This window comes from Gardnerella sp. KA00771 (genome assembly GCF_049244045.1).
GTDB lineage: Bacteria > Actinomycetota > Actinomycetes > Actinomycetales > Bifidobacteriaceae > Bifidobacterium > Bifidobacterium swidsinskii.
Genome location: NZ_CP058368.1, coordinates 1,167,245 through 1,189,237, shown reverse-complemented (window position 1 = coordinate 1,189,237; position 21,993 = coordinate 1,167,245). Strand labels below are relative to the sequence as shown.

At 44.2% G+C, this 21,993-nt stretch carries 11 protein-coding genes and 1 other RNA gene; 9 read left to right on the top strand and 3 right to left on the bottom strand.

Annotated elements, in window-relative coordinates; translation table 11 throughout:
• The first annotated feature begins 8 nt into the window (after positions 1 to 8).
• The 7 genes from HXT57_RS05000 to tuf all read left to right on the top strand — a co-directional run bounded on the left by HXT57_RS05000 (position 9) and on the right by tuf (position 8,714).
• Positions 9 to 1,208, top strand: a complete 1,200-nt coding sequence (locus HXT57_RS05000; protein ID WP_076003024.1) for a UDP-N-acetylglucosamine--N-acetylmuramyl-(pentapeptide) pyrophosphoryl-undecaprenol N-acetylglucosamine transferase — start codon at positions 9 to 11, stop codon at positions 1,206 to 1,208.
• Positions 1,208 to 2,770 (top strand): UDP-N-acetylmuramate--L-alanine ligase, encoded by a 1,563-nt coding sequence (gene murC, locus HXT57_RS04995; RefSeq protein WP_004108504.1) that lies wholly within the window; start codon positions 1,208 to 1,210, stop codon positions 2,768 to 2,770. The genes HXT57_RS05000 and murC overlap by 1 nt, the downstream gene beginning before the upstream one ends.
• Positions 2,771 to 2,822: 52 nt before the next feature.
• Positions 2,823 to 4,061, top strand: coding sequence for a cell division protein FtsQ/DivIB (locus tag HXT57_RS04990; protein ID WP_004108502.1), 1,239 nt, complete (start codon positions 2,823 to 2,825; stop codon positions 4,059 to 4,061).
• Between the two features lie 267 nt (positions 4,062 to 4,328).
• Entirely contained in the window at positions 4,329 to 4,700 is a 372-nt protein-coding gene (gene rpsL, locus HXT57_RS04985; protein ID WP_003813881.1) for a 30S ribosomal protein S12, read from the top strand.
• A 3-nt stretch (positions 4,701 to 4,703) separates the two neighbouring features.
• Entirely contained in the window at positions 4,704 to 5,174 is a 471-nt protein-coding gene (rpsG, locus tag HXT57_RS04980) for a 30S ribosomal protein S7 (RefSeq protein ID WP_012914396.1), read from the top strand.
• A 42-nt stretch (positions 5,175 to 5,216) separates the two neighbouring features.
• Positions 5,217 to 7,346 carry an elongation factor G gene (gene fusA, locus HXT57_RS04975; RefSeq protein WP_004107409.1) on the top strand — a complete coding sequence of 710 codons (2,130 nt, stop codon included), beginning with the start codon at positions 5,217 to 5,219 and terminating at the stop codon, positions 7,344 to 7,346.
• 168 nt (positions 7,347 to 7,514) lie between these two features.
• Complete coding sequence (gene tuf / locus HXT57_RS04970; RefSeq protein WP_004118785.1) at positions 7,515 to 8,714, top strand: elongation factor Tu; 1,200 nt, start codon at positions 7,515 to 7,517, stop codon at positions 8,712 to 8,714.
• Positions 8,715 to 9,369: 655 nt separating this feature from the next.
• Here tuf and HXT57_RS04965 read toward each other — a convergent pair.
• Both HXT57_RS04965 and HXT57_RS04960 read right to left on the bottom strand, forming a co-directional pair.
• A complete protein-coding gene (locus HXT57_RS04965) occupies positions 9,370 to 10,116 on the bottom strand; it encodes a Bax inhibitor-1/YccA family protein (RefSeq protein ID WP_004108493.1) in 747 nt (248 codons plus the stop codon).
• 184 nt (positions 10,117 to 10,300) lie between these two features.
• Complete coding sequence (locus HXT57_RS04960) at positions 10,301 to 11,110, bottom strand: GTP pyrophosphokinase (protein WP_004108491.1); 810 nt, start codon at positions 11,108 to 11,110, stop codon at positions 10,301 to 10,303.
• Positions 11,111 to 11,252: 142 nt separating this feature from the next.
• Here HXT57_RS04960 and miaA point away from each other — a divergent pair, with 142 nt between their 5' ends.
• Positions 11,253 to 12,266 carry a tRNA (adenosine(37)-N6)-dimethylallyltransferase MiaA gene (gene miaA, locus HXT57_RS04955; protein WP_415707511.1) on the top strand — a complete coding sequence of 338 codons (1,014 nt, stop codon included), beginning with the start codon at positions 11,253 to 11,255 and terminating at the stop codon, positions 12,264 to 12,266.
• Positions 12,267 to 12,334: 68 nt separating this feature from the next.
• On the opposite strand, the gene ssrA is transcribed toward miaA, so the two are convergent.
• Positions 12,335 to 12,731: a transfer-messenger RNA gene (gene ssrA, locus HXT57_RS04950) on the bottom strand.
• Positions 12,732 to 13,116: 385 nt separating this feature from the next.
• Here ssrA and HXT57_RS04945 point away from each other — a divergent pair.
• Positions 13,117 to 21,948, top strand: a complete 8,832-nt coding sequence (locus tag HXT57_RS04945; protein ID WP_421783475.1) for an InlB B-repeat-containing protein — start codon at positions 13,117 to 13,119, stop codon at positions 21,946 to 21,948.
• The last annotated feature ends 45 nt before the right edge of the window (positions 21,949 to 21,993 follow it).

The window sequence follows — 21,993 nt, the reverse complement described above, 5'->3', positions numbered from 1 at the left end:
GTAGTGAAATGAAATTTGATAATGCTATTGAGCATGAAGTGCATATTGTTCTTGCAGGCGGGGGCACTGCAGGTCATGTCAATCCTTTGCTTTCTGTCGCAAACGCTATTAAAAAGCTCAATCCTGAAGCGTTAATTAGTGTAATTGGCACAGAAGTTGGTTTGGAAAAAAGTCTTGTTCCGAATGCAGGGTACGAACTTGACACTATAGAAAAAGTGCCGTTCCCGCGTAAGCCAAATCTAGATGCAATTAAGTTTCCAATTCGATGGATGCGCGAAAAACGCAAAGTGCGAAATATACTAGCCGCTAGAAAAGCAGATATAGTAGTGGGCTTCGGTGGCTATGCTTCTGCTCCAGTATATTCTCAAGCTCATGCGCAGCATATTCCTATTGTGATTCACGAGCAGAATGCTAAATCTGGAATGGCAAATCGCTTGGGCGCAAGTTGGGCTGATGCTGTTGGAACAGTTTATGGGAATACTGATTTGCGCACACGAAAAGGTGTCAAAGTTGAAAGAGTTGGTTTACCTCTTAGACCTGCTATTTCTCAATTGTGTGAAAGATTAGAAAAAGATTATGATTCCGCTCGCGTTGAAGGTGCGCAAAAACTTGGCGTTGACCCTAAACGTCCAATTATTCTTGTTACTGGCGGATCTTTGGGTGCAAAAAGCATAAATCAAGCTGTTGCTGCAGCAGCAGGAGATATTTTAAAACATGCGCAAGTAATTCACTTAACTGGTCGCGCAAAAGCGGAAGAAGTGCGAAATATAGTTGCAAAGCAAGTAGGCGAATCGCAAATAAACGATATTAAACCAGAGCATGCTGGCTGTGGCGATTATCATATTGCAGAATATCTAGAGCGTATTGATTGGGCTTTTGCTTGTGCAGATTTAGTTATATGTCGTGCAGGAGCTGGAACGGTTGCAGAAATTTCTGCACTTGGCTTACCTGCTGTATACGTGCCATTGCCTATTGGCAACGGCGAGCAGCGTTTCAATGCTGAGCCTGTAGTAAATGCAGGGGGAGCAGTAATGGTAAATGATGCTGATTTCAATGCAAAGTGGTTTATAGATGAAGGATTAGCTTTATTGCAAAACAAAAAGCAATTACAAGCTATGCGTACTAAATCTTGGAATTATGGTATTCGTGATGCTGCAGACGTTATGGCGAAGCATATTCTTGAAATCGCAAAAGAAGGCAGAAAGTAATGACTAATCTTAATAGCAATACAACTTCATTTCATAATAATATTGATTTAAACCCAGTAAAATCAGCATTTGATGATTCGCAAACAATTTCAAAATTAGGTCGAGTGCATTTTATTGGTATTGGTGGAGCTGGAATGAGTGTTCTGGCAGAAATGTTGCATGAAGAGGGGGTAAGCGTAAGTGGATGTGATCGCGAAGCAAATGATCACACTCAACGCTTGGAAGAATTAGGTATTGAAGTAGAAATTGGACAAAGTGCTTCACACGTTGAGCATGCAGATGTACTCGTGTATTCAAGCGCTATTAAACCGAGCAATCCGGAGATTATGGCAGCACATGAGCGCGGCATAAAGCTTGTTCATCGCAGCGATATTCTTGCGTTATTATTATCTGCAAAAACTGGCGTGACTGTTGCTGGAGCGCATGGTAAAACAACTACTAGCTCACTTCTTTCTCATATATTAACTGTGGCTGCAGCAGGCGATTTGGCTGATCCAAGCTACGCAATCGGCGGATCTATTCAAGCCGCAGACGGAACAGTTTTAGACGGTGGTCATGCTGGCAATGGAATTGTTATGGTTGCTGAAGCTGACGAATCTGACGGAAGTTTTGAAAAATACAGCCCAAGTATTGCAATCGTAACAAATGCTGAAGCAGATCACTTGGATCATTACGGCTCTAGTGAACGATACAGAGAAGCATTTGTTGAGCACGTAAGTCATGCTATTAATAACGTAATAATTTGTGCAGAAGACGAAGGTGCTAGAAAAGTACTTGAAGCTATGCCGGATAATATTTTAAACAAAACAATTGCTTACGGTAATTTGGATACTTGGAGCATGAAAGTCAGCTCGCGCGTACAAAAATTAGCTATGTTCGCAAGTATTGAGCATGAAAATGAGCAAGCTGTAAGTGGTCGAGAAATGTTTACGCTTGTATTGCCAGAAAAAATTTTGGATGAACATGCTAAATGTTCGAATAAGGTGCAAGTTAGCTTGTTAATACCAGGTTTGCATAATGCGCTTAATGCTTCTGCAGCTATTGTTGCTGCAGTATTGCTCGGTATGAATCCAGAAGATGCGGCTCGTAGTGCAGAAAGCTTCCGAGGTGCGTCTCGTCGTTTTGATATTCGTGGATGTGTTGATGGTGTGACAGTTGTGGACGATTATGCTCACCATCCAACTGAAATAGCTGCATTATTGCGCGCTGCTCGAAGAAAGTACACTTCTTCTACTCTTCGCGTGCTGTTTCAGCCTCATTTGTTCTCCAGAACGCAGGCTTTTGCTAATGAGTTTGCAAAATCTTTGGCTCTTGCAGACGATGTAATTGTTACAGGAATTTTCCCAGCTCGCGAAAAGCAGGAAGATTTTCCAAATATTAATGCTGAAACTATTGTTAAAGCTGCAAAATCGCAGAATCTTGATGTAAAAATTGAAGCGGTTGACGATATGCGCGAAGCTGCGTTGAAACTGACTTTGCGTGCAAAATCTGGTGATGTGCTGCTTACAGTTGGTGCAGGAAGTATTACTGCTATGACGTCTGTTATGCTAGAAGCATTGTAGTGCTTTGAAATTAAGCGATTAAAATATAAATAGATTATTACGAGAGGTAATTATGGGTCGCGTGAGGTCAAGCAAATCGTACGATGCTGATGCAAATAATTCGCATCGTCGTACCGTTTCAAGTCTTAATATTGCGCGTACTGAAGAGTCTCGTAGTAATAAATCCAGCAGCATTGCGTCTCGTAGCAGTGCGTCTCGTAGTGCTGAATTGCTTAATAATGAATTGCGTAGTGGTGTAGCTCGTGGTGCGAAATCTAATATCGGAAAATCTAATATAAAAAAATCTAGTATCAAAAAAACGCGTGATGAAAAAATTCATATTTCTAAACCTAGATCTGCTTCGTCGTTGCGCAAAGACCAGCGTTTTCAAAGGCATATAATCAGCCAAAACACATCGCAAATACGAGTAGCTGATATCAATGAAAAAAATCATCAAGGTAAGTTTGTTGACGCTAGACTTTTGCCGAAGCTTGATTTTGTAAGAAAAACTTTAAGTCAAACTTCTGGTTCTCTTGGAATGATTACTCGTCCTAGAATAATTAATTTTCGAGAGCGTTTGAAAGAACGTAAATCTGCTTATTTGCAATTTACTGTTAAACGAATTCTTGCAATTCTTGCAGTGATTGCTTCTGTTTCAGCGATTGTTTGGTTTTTATTCTTCTCGCCAGTTTTTCTTCTTAAGTCTAACGATATAAGTATTTCTGGTTCTAACGAGTGGGTGAGTGAGCAAAAAATTGCTTCAATTGCGTCAACTCAGGTTGGTAAATCGCTATTTTTAGTTTCTTCTCAAGAAGTAATTAACCAACTTAACGATATTCCTGGTGTAACTGAAGCAAAAGTTTCTAAGAATTTCCCTAATGGTTTGCATGTTTCTGTACATGCGCAACGTCCTGCAGCAATGCTCAAAACTCGAGATAGCAATAAATTAACTGCTGTTGACGCTAAAGGTCGCGTGTTAAATGCCGTAGCTCAAGTTCCAACGCAAGGAATACCTGTTATCGAAGTTTCAAATGTGCAAAGAAGTTTGAATAATAGAGCGGTACTTGAAGCTGTAAAAATTGTTAGTTCACTTTCGGAATCTTTGCGAGCTAGAGTTACGAAAGTTAGTGCAAAAACTCAAGATTCTGTCGAAACAGAATTAGGGGATGTTAAAAAAACTATCATATGGGGCAATTCGTCTCAGATTGAGTTAAAGAAAGCTATTGTTGCCAAGATTATTGATGATCCTAGTAAAATTGGCAATAAACGCAGCTTAGATGTGTCTGCTCCTGTGCGTCCAATTCTTAAATAGGGTTTTAAAACTTTATTAATTGCATTGTCAAGATTAGGTGTATAATAGCAATTTGTGTGTGCCAACAACGTGCCTTATGTTATAGGCGTGTTGGTTGGGATATCCCAAGTGCCAAAGATAGCGCGCAGTAATGTGTGGCTGGAGGCGCGAGGGCCATCGGGCCGGTGGACTGTGGCTTTTACTCTTTAACCGATTCTTTGGTTATGGTGTGCTGCAGTGTGGCGGTTTTCACCAAATAGAAGATAACAATGAATCGGAGAACTTAAGTTGCCTACGATTGAACAACTTGTCCGTAAAGGACGTCAGGCCAAGCCGAAAAAGTCAAAGACTTTGGCCTTGAAGGGTAGCCCGCTGCGTCGTGGCGTATGCACCCGTGTATACACCACCACTCCTAAGAAGCCAAATTCCGCGCTTCGTAAGGTTGCTCGTGTGCGCCTCAGCTCTGGTATTGAAGTAACCGCCTATATTCCAGGCGAAGGTCACAACTTGCAGGAGCACTCCATCGTGCTCGTGCGTGGTGGCCGTGTGAAGGATCTCCCAGGTGTGCGTTACCACATCGTGCGTGGCGCATTAGATACCCAGGGTGTCAAGGACCGCAAGCAGGGTCGTTCCCTGTATGGAGCAAAGAAGGCGAAGTAAAACATGTCACGTAAAGGACCTGCAAAAAAGCATCAACTGCTTCCTGATCCAATCTACGGCTCGACCGTCGTGGCTCAGTTGATTAACAAAATCCTTCTCGATGGTAAGAAGTCCATCGCAGAAAACATCGTCTACACCGCTCTTGAGCAGGTGAAGGCAAAGACCGAGCAGGAGCCAGTTTCTGTATTGAAGCGCGCTCTTGATAACATTCGTCCAAATCTTGAGGTTCGTTCTCGCCGCGTTGGTGGTGCAACTTATCAGGTTCCAGTCGAAGTTAAGCCTGCTCGCGCAAACACTCTTTCCCTCCGCTGGCTTACTGACTTCTCACGCGCTCGTCGTGAAAAGACTATGGCTGAGCGCTTGGCCAACGAAATTCTCGATGCCTCCAATGGCTTGGGTGCTTCCGTGAAGCGCCGCGAGGATACCCACAAGATGGCAGAAGCAAACAAGGCTTTTGCTCACTATCGCTGGTAATCCACAAGATAATCGGTATCTTAAAGAGCTAAGGATAAGAATATGGCACAAGATGTGCTTAACGACCTGAATATGGTTCGTAATATCGGCATCATGGCGCACATTGATGCTGGTAAGACTACTACCACCGAACGTATTCTTTACTACACTGGTAAGAACTACAAAATCGGTGAAACTCATGATGGTGCTTCTACCATGGACTTCATGGCTCAGGAGCAGGAGCGCGGTATTACTATTCAGTCTGCTGCAACTACCTGCTTCTGGAAGCGTCAAACTCATGACGTTGATGACCGCTATCAGATCAACATCATCGATACCCCAGGTCACGTGGACTTCACCGCTGAGGTGGAACGTTCCCTTCGCGTGCTCGATGGTGCTGTAGCAGTTTTCGATGGTAAGGAAGGTGTGGAACCTCAGTCTGAAACCGTGTGGCGTCAGGCTGATAAGTATAGCGTCCCACGTATCTGCTTCATCAATAAGATGGATAAGCTTGGCGCTGATTTCTACTATTCCGTCAAGACCATCAAGGAGAAGCTCGGTGCAACTCCACTCGTTATTCAGCTTCCAATCGGTGCTGAAAACGACTTCGTTGGCGTTGTTGACTTGATTCGTATGAAGGCTTACGTCTGGAATGACGTTAAGGACGATATGGGTGCTCACTATGACACCGTTGACATTCCTGAAGATTTGCAGGAACGTGCAGAACAGTATCGTGCTGAACTTATGGATCAGGTTGCTGAAGCTGACGATGAGCTGGTTGAGAAGTACCTCGAAACTGGCGAACTTACTGAAGAAGAAATGCGCGCTGGTATCCGTAAGCTTACCATTGAGCGTAAGGCATTCCCAGTAACTTGCGGTTCTGCATTCAAGGATAAGGGTGTTCAGCCAATGCTGGATGCTGTTGTCGACTTCCTCCCAAGCCCAGAAGATGTTCCATCTATTAAGGGCTTCAAGCCAGGCGACGAATCTGTTGAAATTGACCGTAAGCCAGTTAATACAGATCCATTCGCAGCATTGGTATTCAAGATTTCAACCCATCCATTCTATGGCAAGCTCGTGTTCGTGCGCGTTTACTCTGGCGAAGTAAAGCCAGGCGATTCCGTGTACGATTCCACGAAGTCCAAGAAGGAACGCGTTGGTAAGATTTTCCAGATGCATGCTGATAAGGAAAATCCTGTAGATTCAGCTGAAGCTGGTAACATCTACACCTTCGTTGGTTTGAAGAACGTCAGCACTGGTGATACTTTGTGCGACGAAAAGAACCCAATTTCTTTGGAATCCATGACATTCCCAGATCCTGTTATTGAGGTTGCTGTGGAGCCAAAGACGAAGGCTGATCAGGAAAAGATGAGCTTGGCTTTGGCTAAGCTTTCTGACGAGGATCCTACATTCCAGGTTAAGACCGATGAGGAATCTGGTCAGACTTTGATTTCCGGTATGGGCGAGCTTCAGCTTGACATTATCGTTGATCGTATGCGTCGTGAGTTCAAGGTCGAAGCGAATGTTGGTAAGCCACAGGTTGCTTACCGTGAGACGATTCGTAAGGCTGTTATGAACCAGGAATACACTCACAAGAAGCAGACCGGTGGTTCTGGTCAGTTTGCAAAGGTTTTGATGAACTTCGAACCTCTCGACACAGAATCTGGCGAAACCTACCAGTTTGTCAACGAAGTTACCGGCGGTCACATCACCAAGGAATTCATTCCTTCAATCGATGCAGGCGTGCAGGAAGCTATGGAATCCGGCGTTTTGGCTGGCTTCCCAGTTGTGGGTGTAAAGGCAACCGTCACCGACGGTCAGACTCACGATGTCGATTCTTCGGAAATGGCCTTCAAGATCGCAGGTTCCATGTGCTTCAAGGAAGCTGCTCCTAAGGCTAATCCGGTAATTCTCGAACCAATTATGGCTGTCGAAGTCCGTACTCCAGAAGAGTACATGGGCGACGTCATGGGCGATTTGAACTCTCGTCGCGGTAACATCCAGTCTATGACTGATGCCACTGGCGTGAAAGTTATCGACGCCAAGGTGCCGCTGAGCGAAATGTTCGGCTACATTGGCGATCTTCGTTCCAAGACTCAGGGCCGCGCAATGTTCACCATGCAGATGGACTCTTACGCGGAGGTCCCGAAGGCCGTTTCGGACGAGATTATTAAGGCTCAGCGCGGCGAATAAAGCGCACGCTACTTCGGTGTTTTCTGTCCCCGGTCAACGCTAGAATTTCCTACGTTGACTGGGTTCTGGCACCGAAGTGGCACCTAACCCAGAAACCCAGTAATATGTAGCGAAAGACCTCTCACAAATGTGTGAGGCAAACTACGAGACGTCCAGGAGGACAAACACATGGCAAAGGAAAAGTACGAGCGTACTAAGCCGCATGTTAACATTGGTACCATTGGTCACGTTGATCACGGTAAGACTACCTTGACCGCGGCTATTTCTAAGGTGCTGCATGGCGAGTATCCAGATCTGAACCCTCAGTATGACTTCGATCAGATTGATGCCGCTCCAGAAGAGAAGGAACGCGGCATTACCATTAACATCGCACACATCGAGTATCAGACCGCTGAGCGTCACTACGCTCACGTGGACGCTCCAGGCCACGCTGATTACGTGAAGAACATGATCACCGGTGCTGCTCAGATGGATGGCGCAATCCTCGTGGTTGCTGCTACCGATGGTCCTATGGCTCAGACCCGTGAGCACGTTTTGCTCGCTAAGCAGGTCGGTGTCCCGAAGATCCTCGTTGCTTTGAACAAGTGCGATATGGTTGATGATCCAGAACTTATCGACCTCGTCGAAGAAGAGGTTCGTGACCTCCTCGAAGAAAACGGCTTCGATCGCGACTGCCCAGTCATCCGCACCTCTGCTTACGGTGCTTTGCATGATGACGCTCCAGATCACGAGAAGTGGGTAGAGACCGTCAAGGAGCTCATGAAGGCTGTTGACGAGTACATCCCAACCCCAACTCACGATCTTGACAAGCCATTCTTGATGCCAATCGAAGATGTGTTCACCATCTCCGGTCGTGGTACCGTTGTCACCGGTCGTGTTGAGCGTGGTAAGCTCCCAATCAACACCCCAGTTGAGATCGTTGGTTTGCGTCCAACTCAGACCACCACCGTTACCTCCATCGAGACCTTCCACAAGCAGATGGATGAGGCCGAGGCTGGCGATAACACTGGTCTTCTTCTCCGTGGTATCAACCGTACCGATGTTGAGCGTGGTCAGGTTGTGGCTGCTCCAGGTTCTGTGACCCCACACACCAAGTTCGAAGGCGAAGTTTACGTCTTGACCAAGGACGAAGGTGGCCGTCACTCGCCGTTCTTCTCCAACTACCGTCCACAGTTCTACTTCCGCACCACCGACGTCACCGGCGTTATCACCTTGCCAGACGGTGTTGAGATGGTTCAGCCAGGCGATCATGCAACCTTCACTGTTGAGTTGATTCAGGCAATCGCAATGGAAGAGGGCTTGACCTTCGCAGTTCGTGAAGGTGGCCGTACCGTTGGTTCCGGTCGTGTGACCAAGATTCTTGCCTAGTATTTTTTCTAACTGAAAAATATTAGCTAAGGCTTAATAAAGACCCCGCGAGGAAACTCGTGGGGTCTTTTGTTGTATTGCTTGTTTTATCAGCGCGACGACCTGCTTGAGCGCTGCGATTTAGCGCGCGAAAGCAACTCGGAGCGCCGAGCTTGCTCAGGGTTGAAAGCACAGTGTGCTTTCAACGCAAGCGAGGTCTGCCTTCGTCAATAAAAAGACGAAGGCAGGGCAGATTAGTGGGGTAGTGTTCTCTTGTTTGGAGTGTTTTGGTGGGTTTGGAGCTCCAATCGCGGGATTTGATGCTCACGTTGGCGCGACGACCTGCTTGAGCGCTGCGATTTAGCGCGCGAAAGCAACTCGGAGCGGAAACTCGCTTAGGTTGGAAGTCCGGGGGACTTCCGACGCGAGTTTCGTAAGCGAGCGCGTTACCCACGTGAGCGCCACTGTTTTTTCGTTACTGGTGCAGTTTGTGTTCTGCGTTAGTGTCTCTGGTAGGTGATTTGAGAAGTGTGTGAGAGATGGGTGTTAGTAACGCTCGGCACTGTTAACGCGTTCGCGTTTGGAGTACAGAGAGCATAATAAAACCCTGCCAAATACTAATCTGGCAGGGTTAAATAGCTAAGCAACTAACACACGTATGTTAGTTTTAGTATTGCTAATCTCTATTATCTCCAAGCAACTCTAGCAAGTAGATGAACATGTTAATGAAGTCCAAGAACAGCTGGAATGCGCAGAAAATAGATACTTTCTTAACCATTTCAGGCTGATTTTCATATTGTGCAAGTAATGCGCGAGTTTGCTGAGCATCGTAAGCTGTTAAACCTGCAAAAATAACGATGCCAATTCCAGCCATAAGACGCATTGTTCCAGTATCTTGCCCAATAAACGAAATAATAATTTGCGCAACAACGAATACAAGTAATGCAACCATTAAAATTGGACCAGCTTTAAGCAAATCCTTTTTTGTAGTAAGTGCAAGCATTGTCAAGCACAGGAAGAATCCTGCAGTTAAAGCAAATACTAATGCCACAGATCCAAGGCTAAATACTTGAAAGACTGAGCTTAAAGTAAATCCTGTTAAAGCAGCATAAGCATAGAACAAAACTCGTACTGTTGTCTCACTCATTTTCATTAAGCGTGTTCCAAGAACAACTGCTATCACAACCTGAGCAATTGCCAACATTATCCAACCCCATCCGCGGGTTGCAAACATAAATCTAAGCCAGAAATTACCGCTCTGAGTGAACAGTGCCACAAGAGTTGTAACAATCAATCCAAGCGTCATTTCGCCATAAGTGCGTCCTACTGAAACTCTTTTTGCTTCTTCAAAAGCATATGTTGCCTGAGTGTCAATAACTTCAGGAGCACCGCTTCTGTAATAATCTTGAGTAAAGTTTGTCATTATTTCTCCTTAACAGCTATGAAATAAAACGCTGTCAAGACAACGTTCTCACATAATTATAATTAAAGCATCTGGGAAAATGCTAAAAAAATACAGCATAATTTATACGTTCGTACAATAAGCTGGTTTTAATCTTGCATAAGATTACGCCTAATATGGCATAAGCTTGCGCTTCGTATTTATATTATGCCTTACTATTAGGTGCTTCTTCAACTTGAGGAGCACCATTAATATCGCGGTGAATACCTTGCATTTGTGTTTCAATATTTTGCAAGCTATGCGCGCAATCGAGCAAAGTTTGAGAGTGCTCAGCCAACTTTGCATCCGGCAAACCGGCTTTGTATCTTAAAGCGTGCTCCAAGCTAGCCCAATAATCCATAGCAATAGTTCGGAATTGCACTTCAACTGGCGTGTAGTGTGCTCCAGAAGACAAGAACACAGGAACTGCATAAATTACGTGCAAACTGCGGTATCCATTAGGTTTTGGATTCTTAATATAATCCTTAACTTGCAATACTTGAATGTCTGTTTGTTTAGAAAGATATTGCGCTACAGAATACACATCGTCGCAGTAGTTGCAAATTACGCGAATTCCAGCTACGTCGAAAAGATTATCGCGTATAGAGCGTGTGGAAATATCTAGATGACGCCTTTGCAGTTTCTCAAAAATTGAGTGTACTGATTTAAGACGACGCTCCATGTGATGAATTGGGTCGTGAGAGAACCGCACCTGAAATTCGCTATCTAGAATCTCGAGCTTTGTACTTATTTCGTACATTGCTCCTTCGTAAATTTGCATCATGTTTACAAATTCGTCGATTTGGTCTTCAGGAAGCATAAGCGAATTAGTTTTGCCGCATTGGGAGCAATTTTGTTGGTTTTTTGTATTGTCAACATTGCTGCTAACGTTGCTGCTTTCATTAGCTGCTTCGTTGCTATGAAGACGCGCATAGAGTTCTGCTGCGTTTACGCGGTTATGACGATCAAGTATCACGTCTTTTAATAATACTATAAAAACTGCTAAACGTCTGGGAGTGCGTATGTAAATGTAATATTCTTTGCAAAGCGTGATATAAATATCTTAGGTAATTGAGCGCAAGTAAAATCTAGCAAAGTATTTTGACGAGGAGTGTATTTTGTCTGAAAATAAGCAGGATAATATTCCTAAAGTAATTTCAATAGTTGGTCCTACGGCTTCAGGCAAAACTAGTCTTGGTATTGCGCTTGCGAAAAAATTAGCTGAGCGTGGGATTCGTGCGGAAATCATCAACGCAGACGCGTATCAAATGTATCGTTACATGGATATTGGCACGGCTAAGGCGAGTGCGCAGGAGCAGGCGGAAGTACCACACCATTTGCTTGACATAATTGATCCTGAAGAAACGATGACGGTTGCGCGATTTCAAGTTTTGGCCAGACAGTGTATTAGTGAGTTGCAATCGCGTGGTGTGAGGCCGATTTTAGTTGGAGGATCGGGATTGTATGCTCGTGCTGCTGTGGATGATATTACATTTCCAGGCACGGATGAGTCTATTCGTGCAGCTTTGGAGGAGCGCGAGCGCAAAGAGGGAGCGAGTGCGCTGTTTGATGAGTTGCAACAAAAGGATCCGGTTGCTGCGGCTCATATGGATGCGCGCAATCCGCGACGTACAATTCGCGCGCTTGAAGTGATTGAGCTTACGGGAAAGCCTTATTCCGCAACGCTTCCGAAGTATAAGTATGTGATTGATTGCGTGCAAATTGGCTTAGATTTGCGTCGTGAAGATTTAGATAAGCGCGTGGATTTACGTACGCAAATTATGCGTGAGCAGGGTTTTGTGGATGAGGTGCGCGCGATTCGAGAGCGATTGGGTGTGACTGCAGCTCGTGCTCTTGGCTACCAGCAGATTATGGATTATTTGGATGGCGTGTGGAGCGAGGATGAGGCTTTTGTGGATATTGCACAAAAAACTCGACGACTTGCACGCAAACAAATGGGTTGGTTTGGTAGGGATGCTCGCATCCACTGGTTGGACGCGTTGCGACCGGATCTTGCGGAAGCTGCGCTCGCGATTGTTGATGCTGCGGATGCGGGGGAGTTTGATTGCGATAGTTCTGACGCTACTGAGCACGTTACTCAGCATCATCTCGGAGATGCTTTTGACGCTTAATTTAAGCCTTGGAAACATTGGGTTTTGCTACAAAAAACGCCACTGTGTGAGCAGTGGCGTTATTGCGTTTGTGGAGTCGCGGGGAATTGAACCCCGGTCCGGTGACCGTACCCTCGGTCTTCTACGTGCGTAGTCTGCTGGCCGTGCGGCAGTTTTTCTGCCCCCATGTTATCGCAGACAATTCATGGCGAGCATATCTACAGTAAAAGTCCCTGAATTGCCCTGCAGCCCAGCAATTCAAGCAAGTCTTCTCATGACGTTCAGCACCACTCCGAAGACGTGAGTGGGTGAACGGAGCAGCTGCTCACTGGTTAATCCTGGCGCGAAGCTCAGGCAGCGAGAGCGAACTCAGTGCGATTAGATTTAGCACTTATTCTTTTGCGAAAGGACGTTTACGAGTGGACTTTCGCATTCTCGGCACGCTTCCCCGCGGCGAACAGATCGCCGTCGAAACCGATCGACCCCTTTTGATTTTTCAAACAATCGTTGCGCTAGAGCACACGTTTTTATATTGTATCATATTTTAATGCGACGAATTGCTTGAGCGCTTATTTCTCACGGAATAGCAGTTTGCCTAACGCATGATGATATGGGCGCCCTCACTGAGCTTATTCCTAACGGCATAGTCGTTCGGATGATTTTTTTTGGGGGGGGGGGGTATTGATTAGTATATTATTAGTTAGGTGATTTTATTTGCCAAGTGTAAATATGAGTTGTAGTTGATTTGTAACGAATAAAAGATTATAACAAATGTTTATTTTATGCCCGTATACTGTATTCATATATAATATATATGAAGATTTATAAGTATGCGCGATTTACTTGAAAATGGTTGGAGTGAGGAGAAATAATGGCAGAGCGTAAAGATTTATATGGTGATATGGCACCAAGAAGAACACTTCGTAAGGCTCATGCAGTGAAGCGTTCTCGTGCTTTGCGTAAGGGAGTTGCTGGAGTTGCTGTTGCTTCAACTTTGGCAATGATGCTTCCATCTGTTGTGGCTTCCGCGCTTCAGCCTACTCAAAAAGATATTATCGATGCGTCTAATACGACGCAAAAATGGGCAAAGGTAAAGCCTGATGTAGATGAATTGAATATGCAGCGGTGGGGTGCTGGCGTACTCAATAAGGGTGCACAAATTCAAAAGTTTGTAGAGCTTGCGCGCCATGATGCACGAATGCAAAAGTTGCGTGAAGCACAACAGCGTGAGATTGAGCAGCGTGAAATAAATAAGAGTGAAGCAAAGCAGCGCGAATCGCAACAACACGAAGTGCAACAGCGTGATGGAATTGACTCGCAGTTAGGTAGTTCTTCAGAACAGGTTAATTTCGGACATTCTTATGCAGTAAGTGCGCCTGCGCCAGTGCAGCCAGTTCATCCAGCAGTAAAGCCAGAGTCGACTCCAACTTTGAAGCCGACTGCAAAGCCAGAATCAACGTCAACTGCAAAACAAGATGCAAAGCAACCTGCAGAAACAAAGCAGCCGGAAGCAAAGCAACCGGAAGAAAATGCTGGTGACGTTAAGCCTGCTGAGGTTAAGCCAGGTGAAAATAAGCAGCCTGCACAACCAGCAAATACGCAGCCTGTAAATACTGAAAGCGCAAAGCCTGCAAACGAGCAGAATACAAGCGAACAACCTTCAAGCACTCACGCAGAAAATACGAATGCGGCAAGCGATGCAAATACGCCAAGAGTGCGTGTTCGTAGGTCTGTTGAGAGCGGCGATGGTGCTTCCGACGGGAATAGTGTAACTACTACAACAAGTGCGCCTGCAACCTCGACTGCACCGTCTGCAAATAATGCGTCTGCAGCTCCGACTGCGAACACTGTAGATAATACGACTGCACCGTCTGCTCCTGCACCTTCAACAGGTACAGCGTCTAACGCTGGTGCTGGAACTACAGCGAAACCAAGTACAGAAAATACAACTGCACAAGGTGCAAATGCAAACGTCTCAGGCGAAGAGAAAAGCACTACGCCTGCTTCGAACAATGAGCATCCTTCACCTGCTTCTACATCGAACGCTGGCACAACAACTAATAACGCAGCAACTGATCCAAACAGCCAGGTAATTAAGCCGAATGAGCAGCATCCAACTGCTGAAAACACAGAGCAAGCCAACGAACAGGTACAAACCGACAAAAAGCCAAAAGCTACGTATAATTTGAAAATTCGCTATACGATTGGTGGTGCTGCGAATAAGCAGCTTGTGCAGCCGTATGAGCTTACAATTGATCAAGAAGACTTCGATAATCTAGGCAAAGATGGCAAGTACGAGTACATTGAGCTTCCAAAGGCTGCTGGATACCGTCCGTCCGTATATCACTCCGGTGATTACCAGTACTACATTAAAAACAGCGAAGACAAGTTTGTTATTGACGACGGTACGGATGCGGATGCTAAGCGTTACTTGCGTTTAAGCAAGAAGCTGATTACTGATTACGCTGTAAAAGAAAGGTCGGCTGTTGGAGGCAATAACGGCGCTCAAGCTCCGCAAACTTCGTCATCTCAAACAACGACAACTACGCAATCTTCATCGTCTGCTCAGCCACAAGCAAAAGACGGCATTCAGTACTACGGCGAGTTGAATATCAACTACGCTCCTAAAACAGCTAAGTACTATGTGCGTCACTTGGTGCAGGATCTCGATCATAAGGATGAGTTTCACGATGCTCCAAATCTTGGCGTTGGCAAGACTATTGAAGTAACTTACAAAGATGGCAAAAAAGAACGTATCCACGTCACTGAAGTTACTGGCACTGTTGGTTCAGATGTGAGTGCTGTAGCTCTGTACATTCCAGGCTACGAGCCGGAGCATAATCTTATTAGCTCGCCGCTTTCGGATTCTGAAGATGAAAAAGATAAGCTAGTTTTGAACCTTCGCTACTACCGTAAGGCGTATGAAGTTACTTACGATTCTGCTGGCGGCACGGATGTTACTGCTCAAAAAGTGTATTACCAGCAAGATGTGCCACAAGTTACGAAACCAACTAGGCGAGGTTACACTTTTAAAGGATGGTCTTTAGTAGATCCTAGCAAAGAGAGTGATCCGCTTTATGCTGAGAATACTATTGTTTCTCTTGATGACTACAAGATGCCGGATCACAATGTGCAATTCCGCGCTAATTGGGAAGCGAACAATACTACTAGCTACCGCGTGAACGTGTGGGTGCAAAAAGCGGATTTGGTTGACAAAGAGCATCCGGATTCGCTTGCAAACTACGACTTTGTTGGTCTTGTTGAGCGCAAGAACGTGAAGACAGAGAGTGACGTTGCGCTTAATAAGATGAATGATGCCGGCGTTGCTAATGATACTAGTAAGCTTAATGGTAAAAACGAAGATAATTATGTAGAAAACCCAGAGCTTGGCTTAACGAAAGAAGAGTTGCAAGGCACGAAGGATAAGAGTTACAAAGACGGCTTAATTTCAAAGTTCAACTGGATGAACGATACGCCTGTAACAAGCTTAGACGGGTATGATACCGCGAATCCTGGTGACGCTTCAAACAAAGGCAAGGATATATTCACACGCTACTTCCATGTGAATAAGGAGCTTACTAAAAAGCTTAACACTGAGCAACATGATTTTGTGCCGGGTCACCCAGATTTAGGCAAACGTAGTAAATCGCAGCTTTGCGCGAACGACTTAAACAACACTCTTAACTTAGTTTACGACCGCAAGACTTACGAGCTTATTTTTGCTAAGCCTACTGGCGTAGATAGGGGTAACAATGCTGCTATAAAAAGAAAAGACGAAAGCGGCAAAACAACTATTTATTGCTATGCTGATGGTGGCAATTGCTCAACGAAGTATGATAGCGAAAATGAAGATAACGATGGCAACAAAATTGACCATAAGGGCTACCGCGTAAAAGTTCGTTACGGTCAAAAGCTTACTGATATTTGGCCTGATATAAATGAATTAGATTTTAATGAAGAAAATATAGGCTCTTTAGGATGGCAGCTTGGATATGCAGGTGAAGTGAATTATCGTGACACTCCTCCGTATCGTTTTACTATAAAAGAATTTGCTGATCCTAAATTCCGTGTACAAGGTAATAATCAAGCGCCTAAAATTAGTGATGACCCTTCGAATCCTAGTGCACAGCAATACGAGCTAAAAGATAATCAGCGTCTGCTTACTGCTGATATCAGTAGTAAAAGTGCGCCTATACAGGTGATTATTAGGAAGCAAAGTATTGCGTCTGCTAAAAACGGTGGCGATGATATAGGCGACAATGATTATGAGCTTTCAACTGATTCATATAGCAAAGATGATACTGACAATTCGGGTTATTTATATACAGCTCCATCTATTGCAGGTTTTAATCCTGCTAATGGTTATGATAAGACAAAAGTTGGTGATTCGTTAGATCCATTCGACTTTGAAGATAATCGGGAAGAGTGGTATAACGAATCTCATGGTCATGGGAATTGGGATGATTTAAGTGATGATGAGAAGAATGCTTTTGCTAAAAAGTATCATTTAGCATTTCGAAAGTATAGGGGCGTTCCAGTAGATGAACAAGAAGATTATTCTGGTGATGCAACTGAATTTGAAACTAACAAACTACTTGAATTTAGGTACAACCGCAAGTCGTACGATGTGCAGTTTTATAATGCGGATGGCAAGGCTATAAAGGACGGCAATGGCTCTGCTAAAGAGAGCCTGCCGTTCGAGTATAGTTTGACTAAGCGCGGCAAAAAAGATTTGACGGGCGAAGACAAAGAGCTATACGGAAACGATACATCTTATGATGCTTCTGTAACTAAAGACGATGCCGGTAATACGTCTAAGCAGTTCGACGGCAAGTACACTTTCACGCTTAATAACAAGACTTACTCCATCGTTCGCCCTGCTGATTTGCCAGAAGACTATGTGTTTAAAGGCTGGGCTGTTGATCAGGCTGGTACTCAGTTTATAAATGGCGAAAACAAAGATATTACAATGCCAGTCAACGGCATTAAGCTTTACGCTGCGTGGGGTCTTCCAACTGATATTCAGCACACTGTAACGTTTGACTACCATATGCCGAAAACCGACGACAACGGCAATGAAATAAGTGGCTCCGACGTAGTTACGGAAAAGAAGTTCCCTCGCTACCATGTTATTGACGAAAAGAAGATAAGCACCCCAACGCGCAAAGGCTACGACTTCTACGGCTGGGAGATTAAAAAGAACGGCACGACTTTGCCGTACGCTTTTGGCAATAAAGTAGTAGAAGATATAAAGCTTGATGCAGTGTGGGTTAAGGATACTCGCTACAACGGTACTTTTAAGCACATATTCTTAAAGCCAGGCGTAACGTTTGCTGACTATAAGAAAGAGGGTCTTTCAGACGCAGAAAAAGCCGCGATGGTGGATCACGTTTCTACTCAAACGGTTTCCGGCTTGCGCGAGCATTTGCGCTACAATGCGGAAGCAGTCTACAGCGACGAAACGCACTTCCCAGATAAGCAGTTCACGAGCTTTGAAGCCTCGAGTGATGAGAAGCAGAATACTGGCGAGTTTATTTACCAAACGTACAATACGCGCAAGTATAAGGTAAAGTATATTGATCAAAACGGTAAGGAGCTTCTTCCAGAAAGCGAAGTCAGCTCTGTAAACAGAAAGTACGACGTAGTATTCTACAAGCCGATTGAAGGCTTTATGCCGGAAAGCACACAGCAGAATATTACTTATACTACTGATAGCGAAGGTAAGCAGACTAGAGAAGATACATTCATCTTCAAATATAAAGACGTTCGCGTGCTTAAACGCAATGACGATAAGCAAGCTCGCCCAGATCACTACACGCGCTACGTGTTCAAAGTGGCTGATGGTCAAGACTCTATGGGCAGCGTTGTTGACTGGCAGAACAAGGATGTAGCTGACGGCTCTGTTCTTGTGTACGACGCAATTAAGGGCACAAAAGCTTATCAAATGCCACTTCCAACAGTGAAAGCAAAGCCTGGATTTGAGTTTGTTGGTTGGACTTCAAAAGTCGGTTCGTCTGAAGTTGGCTCGCATACGCTTCAGTATTCCGATGGTGTGAATCGCTTGCCGATTCGTTCCGAAGAGCAGAACAATCCTGAGGTAATTTACACTGCTCACTTCAAGCTAAAGGCTCCTATTGCCGCAGCTCCGCAAGTGCTTACGCCACTTGAGAATATTAGTACTGGAAGTAGTGATGATGCTAAGAAGCTTATAACGAATTCTTATGAGTATCCAACTGGTGCTACGTTCAGCTTTGCGCCTGGCGAAAAGTTTGACAACACTCCAGGATTACACAAGATTAAAGTGCAAGTGCATCTTGGCAATAACATTGCTGAAGCTGAAGTGCTGTACCGCGTGCTGCCGGATTTGGTGTACGCAAGCGAGTGGGATAAGTTTAAAGCTACTGACTATGGCAAAGCGCATATTGACGAGTATGCGCCGATTACTTTCACCGGCAAGAATGATGAAGGCACTATTATTGGTCACGATGGAGATAATGCCAATCATCCTGCTGGTGAAAAAACTACGCTTACTGCGTACGTTTATAAGGGTAAGGAAGTTAGAATCCGCGTGCCGCAAGCTTTCGGCAATGATTACAGCGACCAGCATTACCACTACGTGTTTAAGGGTTGGGCGACTAATGTTGTAAAGCCGACTGCTGAAAATTCAAAACAAGAGCAGACGTTTGACATAAATTCAAGCGACCGCTACAAGAAAGTAAATTTGCAAGACGGCGTAACTTACCACGCTATTTACAAGCGAATCGACTACTTCTCCAGCTCGTCCGACAATGGAACAGTTCCAGAAGATTCTGTAGTTGCAATCTTCAAGCCTGCTCCAGGACGAAAGTGGAAGGACGGCACAGACGGCCCTAAGGTGTTCTACGTAAAGAAGGGTACTGATCTTTCGCAAATTCCTTACAGTGCTAGCGACCAGACTAGTGCGTTGACAAGGCTTCAAGAGAACCTAACCAATGCTAAGGGAACTTGGAATCGAAGCAGCATGATTAATGGCAAAGAAGAAGTAACGCCTATAGATGATGTTTCGAATTGGAAAGTTGATAAACCATTCCAAGAGTTCGTGGCAGATCAAACCCCTTGGACAGAGCCAACAGTGCAGACTGATTACTTGGTCGCTGTGCAAGATAAGCCTGACACGCTTCCAAAGTTAACCGATTTTATAACTAATATGTCTCAGCTCAAAGCAGATGCTGCTGTGAATAATGGCATAGAAGACATAAAAGTCGAATATGATTTGCCAACTGAAGCTGAACAAAATAAGTTAAAGCAGAAGATGCTTAAGAAGCCTGCGTTGTACACTGTTCCTTTGAAAGTTACAGTTAAGTATAAGGATGCAGCAGATTACAAGACTTATAGACTTGTAGGACGCTTAAAGGTGCTTTATCAGTTGATGTACGATAAAAGCCTACCGAAACCAGATAGTACTCAGCCTTCACATCAGCCTGGTGATACTAATCCTCTTACTGGTGTTGCTGCAGAGCGTGATCTTGTTCTCAATAAGGATAAGTATGTTAAGGTCAACTTTATAAATGCCAATCAAGTTGATCATAAAGATCAGGGCAGCCTTGATAAAGATACTACTAAGCTGTACTACGTTCTTAAAGACGATGTTACGGGCGTAAAAGCTCCGCAAGCTGTTGGCAAGGATTATGACGCTGATGGATACCATTACGTGTTCAAAGGCTGGAGGAAGCTCGAGAATTTTGTTGATAATGATAATTCTGATGCTCGTTCGCGTGCAAGAAGAAGCTTAGCAAATCAACCTGAAATTCCTGTCACTACTTTGATGGTAAGTGAACCAGCATCTGCAACTAGCGTTGATGTGCAAAACGCGAATGGTGAAAAGTTGTTATCGAATGATGAGATTCGTAAATTAAAGTACTCTGAAAACACTACATACCAAGCAGTGTATGAAAAGGTGATGAACATCATCGACGCGAAGAGTAATGAGAAAGTTCCAGATAACTACGTGCCGTATGTGTTCTTACCAGCTTTCGGAAGAAAGTGGGATGATGGATCATATAAACCGAAAGTTATCTACTTTAAGTCCGATAGTACTAAGTATGATGATGACGTTGCTGGAAAAACTAATGAGTTGAAGAACCGTCTTAAGGGCTTTAGCAAGTGGGAAGTTTATGATGCAGGCAACAAGCCTGTTCCTGAGAATGACACAAACGACAATAGGCAAATTCGCGTATATGTAGCAAATCAGATTGCTGATATGCCTGTGAATGTATCTCAGTTTGTTAAGAGTGTTGGAGATGAAGTTCCTGCTCCTGATGAGCTTGTGTCTGGTGTTGATCCTAATAACCTAGAGATTGCGGGCATGCACGGTGCTGGTGTAGTTTATTCTTCCGGTGCAAATTCTGTTCGAATTGCGAAGCCTGGAATTACTACCGTTAGAGTGAAGGTTGAAACATCTGATCCAAATAAGAAGGGTGCAAAGATAGTACGTTATGAAAATGTACCTATTCAAGTGCTTCCGAATGTGATTGCAGAGCGAGATTTGCCTTCAGCTGGCAGCCAAGCAGGAAAGTTCATTTTAGAAAACTACACAAAGGTAACGTATGTAGCTGGCAATGGCGGAACTATGCAGTCACCAATGCATACATACTGGGTGCGTAAAGATAGAATGTCTGAAATAAAGAATTATATTCCAGACGTTCTTGCTAACAAAGGTTACATATTCAAGAATTGGGATGAAGTATCTTACTCTAAACATATTGATACCATCTATAACAGTGCTGATAACCACAAATCAACTGATATTGAGCGTGAAACATTAGCTAAGATTGCTGAACGCTATGGCATGTCGTTTACAGCTAATGTAATCCGCAAATCTAAGAATTCTACATTTGCGGCTATAAAGAATATTCTTGCTGAAGCTATAAATAACGAGAATATGAGTTATGAAGCAAGTCGTAATAGATTGGCTATTGTTGCTGAAACATTAGGAAAGTCATATACTGCAAAAATAATTCGTAATTCACAACACTCAACTATTGAAGCTTTGAAGAATTTACTTGTGCAAGCTGGTATTACTGACGCTGATATTGCAATGGTATTCCCAGAAAGCGAAACCATTATTACTGCAAACTTTGAGAAGATGGCTCCTATGAAGTTTAAGTTTAGTGGTTCTGCTCGCGAGGGTGTTTTAACGAACTTCAGATTGCAAAACATGACTGAAGGAGATGTTAATAACACAACGGTTACAGTAGACGGCAAGAAAGTAACTATTAACGAGTTAGTTGCTCAAGGCTTAACTTCTGTAAACGGCATTAACGCAAATTGCGCTGGTACTGAATGCAAGATTTCTGGCACGCCTAAGATTGTTGACGGCAAGCCGAAAGTTGAGCTGACGTTTACTACTACCGACAAGTATGGTCGCGAAGCGGAAATTACTGTTGAAATTGATGTGATTTCTGAGAGCAAACCTGCTCCAACGCCTGAACGAGCTATTCCTTCTCTTGATTCTTATACTTCATATGACGTAACTATTGAGAATGAAAAGAAGCAAGAAAAGGATGTAAAAGAAACTGCTGGAGCAAAGCCGGAATTAGCTAAAACTGGTAGCAATACGGTTTCTTCTGCATCCGCTGGTATTTTGTCGGCAGCAATCGCAGCAATTGGTCTTGCGGTGGTAAAGACTGGCAAACACCATCGCAAGCGTCGCAATAATAAATAATTTATTTAAATTTGGAGCGTTTGAATTTTTCATGCGCTCCATTTT